Below are 3,935 nucleotides of genomic sequence, written 5' to 3' on the forward strand. Positions count from 1 at the left end.
AAAATAGCTTCTTCATTTCGATGTTCCGAAAGATACTGACGGAGTTCTGCGTTAGTCATTTCCGAAGGTGATTTTTTCATAATTCAAAGTTCCAATTTCCCTGTTCATCGATTAAAATGCTGATGTCTTCATTGGTTCCCGCTAAAATATAAATAATTTTGAGTCGGCTATCATAGCGGAATAGGTATATCGGTTGGTAGAAAAAAGATAAGCAACTGACAAATAAAGATAGCGGTATCTTTCTTTTAGGTGTTATATTCTACAAGTCCTCGCGGGGAAAAATACGCAAAATGTCACGAGCAAAACGAGAACTAATCCCAGGTTATTCCTATCATATAACCATTCGCTGTAATAACCGAGAATTTCGCCTCACCCGTCTAGAATGCCGACAGGTGTTACTCTACGCTATCAAAAAAGCGATCGAGAAGTACGGATTCAAACTCTACGCGCTCTGTGTGATGAGTAACCATATTCACTATCTCATCGAACCGAAAGACGCAGAAGACTTGCCCAAAATCATGCACTGGTTGAACTGGTACACCGCCATGTGTTTTAACCGAATGCTGAATCGAACTGGTCACTTCTGGGAGAAACGCTATCACAGTAGCGGCTTTCCCACCACAGATACCAAGCGAGCGCTGAATACCCTACGCTATATTCACGCCAATCCGAAGGCTGCGGGAGTCCAAGTCGGATTCTTCTACGATTTTAGCGATTACGGGGTCTATGACCGACTCGGAGACGATGGCTTAACCACTTGGCATCCTGCGTTTTTGAGTCTGGGGGAAACCCTAGAGGAATGCGCGGCCAAATATCGCGGATTCTGCAAGAAATACCGGCCGCGACCGAAGCCGGAAACCCGCAACCACTGGGGAAGTAAGCTACTCGCGGGGATAAAGCCGAAGAAAAGGTCTAAAAAATCCTCTCCAGGCCAATTGTCTCTCTGGGAGGATTGGGAGGAAGTCACCCCAGAAATTCTCGCGGTGGCGGATCAGTTCGTTTTTGCCAACGCCTACAACCCCCGCGTCGCCGGGGACATACTACAATCATGTCGCGGACAGGACGCGGGGCCTGGGTGACAGGTATCGAAAACCCAGAACCCGCATGGCTTCGTGGAAAACCAACCTGATACAATTCTTAAAAATTGGCTGTAACCTTTATATGTTACATTTTACAAGTCTCGACGCGAGAGAAGAGAGTGACCCGCAACACTAACCCCAAAAAAAACTCCAAAACTCCTACTCCATCCCCCCCACCCCCGCCCCGGGAGGTGTCCTAGGGGTGCTTTTAGGTCAAAAGTAACATCTTTGTAGTATATCCAGCTTTTATTCACTCGCCAGCCTACCCTATCTCCGAAAGCCGTTAAAACTCTTTCATTATACTGCCGCGTTCCACCAAGTTCGCGGTAGATTTTCGCCTGCACAGAAAAACCAAAGCGACCGCCACTATATTTAACCCATAATTGGTCAATGGTTCGCAAATCCTCGCAGGGAAAATTATCGATATCGCTCTCCCGTAGCCATCCTTCTTTTGTGCGGTTGGCAGCCTGTAGCATCACGTTGGCGGTTTCCTCGTCCGCTTGCTTCCATTGCTGCCGTTTTAATAAATCTTCTAATTTCCGATAATCGATTCCTTTGGCACTTTTAAGCTGAATAGATGGGGGAGTTTGGGGAACGGAAATAACGGGATTAACGGGTTTTTGAATAGTTGTCTGGGGGATAAAGACTGATGTTTTGATCTGCAAAGCTGACAACACTTCCGAGGCAGATTGATAGCGTTTTTTCGTGCCAAATTCAATTAATTTATCGAGAATATTCCCTAACTCATTACTAACAGGATTATTAACTAACCACTGTCGCCATACCCATTGGTGTTCTCCCCCATCGAATAAATCAAAGGGAGATATTCCTGTTAATAAATAAATGCCAGTTACACCCAAACTATACAAATCACTGGCGTTAACTGCTTTCCCGTTCCCCTGTTCTGGTGCGATGTATTCCGCAGAACCGATAATTGTTCCTGTCATGGAACGATTTAAAGGACTGACAAATTTTGCCGCCCCAAAGTCAACTAAAATCAATTTATTATCGCTTTTTCTGCGAATAATATTTTCGGGTTTAATGTCGCGATGGATTACTTGTTTACTATGAATAAATTCTAGAATCGGTAAAATCTCTGACAAAAGATGTTTAATTTTGGCTTCGTTAAATACTCCTTCCTGTTTTAATTCTTGTTCGAGATTTTGTCCTTCGATATATTCCTGGACGAGGTATTGTCGCCCGTCATTACTGGTAAAATAGGCGTAAAGTTCGGGGATTTGTGGGTATCTTCCCAAACTATCTAAACGAATCGCTTCTTCTCTAAATAATTCTGCTGCTTTTTGTAAAGTTCCTGTTCCCTGCGCGGATGGGAAAAATTGTTTAATGACACAGTAGGGTTTTGAGGGTTTATCCTCATCTATCGCTTGAAATGTCTTACCAAAACCCCCTTGACCGATTAATTTTAGCGCTCGATAACGTTCTCTGAGCAGTAATTGAGAACCGCACTTATGACAGAATTTATCCGTGGGGGTGTTTTTGTGCGAACAATCGGGATTGAGACAGAGACTCATAGCCGTTTGACAAGTATGGGAAGATAACCCCTATTATACTATTTTTTGGTAATCTAATCAATAGCCCAAATGTCATCATCTCTTATTTTCAATTTCAAATATTTTCTTTCCTTTAAAAAATCTGCTAAAGCAATAGACTGAGGAAATTCTTTTCTAAAGTTATCACTTAGATACTGAAGTAAAGGTTTGGCCAACAAATTAGAAAATTCACCTCGCAAACATCTGTTATACCAATTAATTAGCTCCGATTCAAGTATTATGCCACGCACTCTTTGTCCCCAACTGATTTGTTGAGCTATAATTTTGATGACATCAGCATGAGCATCACGGCAAACAATAACTATATGATCGCTTTCTACTTTATCGATAATATTTTGAGCTATTTCTTCATCAAGGGTTAAATGTTTTATTTGAATAGCTATGCCAAAATTTGCCCACATATCTAATCCTCTATCGGCTGCATTCGTCACTCCTACTCTATAAATATGAGCCTTAAATACTCGCTTATTTTGGTTCTTATCTAAACCAAGTAAGGCTTTAGCTAAATCAGAAAACTCGTTTAATAAATCTTGTTTGATTGAAGGTATAGACATTGTGATCTCTGCCTCCAGAGATACTACAATGGTTTCAAATAAACTATAAGCTATAATCTCGTATGCTTTGTCTATACTTCTGCGGATTCCTGCTTTAGCACTAAACTCATCTAATAAATATTTTAAATCAAAACTTTTCTCATTTTGACTGTCTATATAGTCAATTAAACTTGATACAGTGGCTTGTCTTTCACTAAATTTTAAATAAATATAACGTTCTACACCTCCCCGTGTTCGCTTATTTTCTCGATCAAGAATTTCCAGTAACTCAGGAGACATGGCTGTGGTACTCCATACATCATGTTGATATCTAGCAGAAGATGTAGAAACTTTATTAAGCAATCTTATTGTTACTTCATCTCGCCAACGAATAGATTGATTTTGATAAGTCTTTAAATCTAAAATTTTGATATTTTTTTCTAACCGAGATTTTCTGAGAACTTCGGCAATTTGAATTGGCTTATACAAGTCAATTCTCGCTTTAGCAATAATGCTATCAAGTCTCATTTTAGCGTCTTTAATACTTACCACTATCTAAAACTCCTGAGTCGAAAATAAACTTAATTGAGTAGTTCGATTGAACGAGAATGAATTAGTTGATGCTTGCTCAACATCTAACAAAGACTCGATTACAGAATTAACCACAGCAGCTACGCAGGAAATCGCTACACTATTACCCGTTAATTTTCGCATAGTTTGATAACTGCCGACAATTTGATAATCATCGGGAA

General features: G+C 40.5%; 5 protein-coding genes and 1 pseudogene. 1 reads left to right on the forward strand and 5 read right to left on the reverse strand.

Translation table 11 applies throughout. The annotated features are described in order from the left end of the window. Together EWV84_RS23065 and EWV84_RS23070 are read right to left on the reverse strand one after the other, a co-directional pair. Window positions 1-80, reverse strand: an 80-nt coding sequence (locus EWV84_RS23065; RefSeq protein WP_502705763.1) for a DUF6887 family protein, incomplete at its 3' end; no start/stop codon positions are given. Further along, window positions 77-256: a DUF6888 family protein gene (locus EWV84_RS23070; RefSeq protein WP_071821076.1), complete on the reverse strand. Its 180-nt coding sequence runs from the start codon at window positions 254-256 to the stop codon at window positions 77-79. The genes EWV84_RS23070 and EWV84_RS23065, both read right to left, overlap by 4 nt. 34 nt (window positions 257-290) lie before the next feature. Between EWV84_RS23070 and EWV84_RS08010 the strand changes: the two genes are divergently transcribed. Beyond that, window positions 291-1,079 carry a transposase gene (locus EWV84_RS08010; protein ID WP_004158023.1) on the forward strand — a complete coding sequence of 263 codons (789 nt, stop codon included), beginning with the start codon at window positions 291-293 and terminating at the stop codon, window positions 1,077-1,079. Window positions 1,080-1,171: 92 nt separating this feature from the next. Here the strand turns inward: EWV84_RS08010 and EWV84_RS08015 are convergent, their stop codons facing one another. From EWV84_RS08015 to EWV84_RS08025, 3 genes and pseudogenes are all read right to left on the reverse strand, one after another. Beyond that, entirely contained in the window at window positions 1,172-2,611 is a 1,440-nt protein-coding gene (locus tag EWV84_RS08015) for a GUN4 domain-containing protein (RefSeq protein WP_287077579.1), read from the reverse strand. Between the two features lie 53 nt (window positions 2,612-2,664). Further along, window positions 2,665-3,735 carry a HaeII family restriction endonuclease gene (locus tag EWV84_RS08020; protein WP_287077580.1) on the reverse strand — a complete coding sequence of 357 codons (1,071 nt, stop codon included), beginning with the start codon at window positions 3,733-3,735 and terminating at the stop codon, window positions 2,665-2,667. A 3-nt stretch (window positions 3,736-3,738) separates the two neighbouring features. Then, window positions 3,739-3,935: pseudogene (locus tag EWV84_RS08025) on the reverse strand (DNA (cytosine-5-)-methyltransferase); the annotation flags it as partial.

Origin of the sequence: Microcystis sp. M_QC_C_20170808_M3Col (genome assembly GCF_007095505.1) — a bacterium.
Lineage (GTDB): Bacteria > Cyanobacteriota > Cyanobacteriia > Cyanobacteriales > Microcystaceae > Microcystis.

Coding starts and splice junctions, on each gene's coding strand:
- EWV84_RS08010 (WP_004158023.1), top strand. CDS start 291: ATGTCACGAGCAAAACGAGAACTAATCCCAGGTTATTCCTATCATATA.
- EWV84_RS08015 (WP_287077579.1), bottom strand. CDS start 2,611: ATGAGTCTCTGTCTCAATCCCGATTGTTCGCACAAAAACACCCCCACG.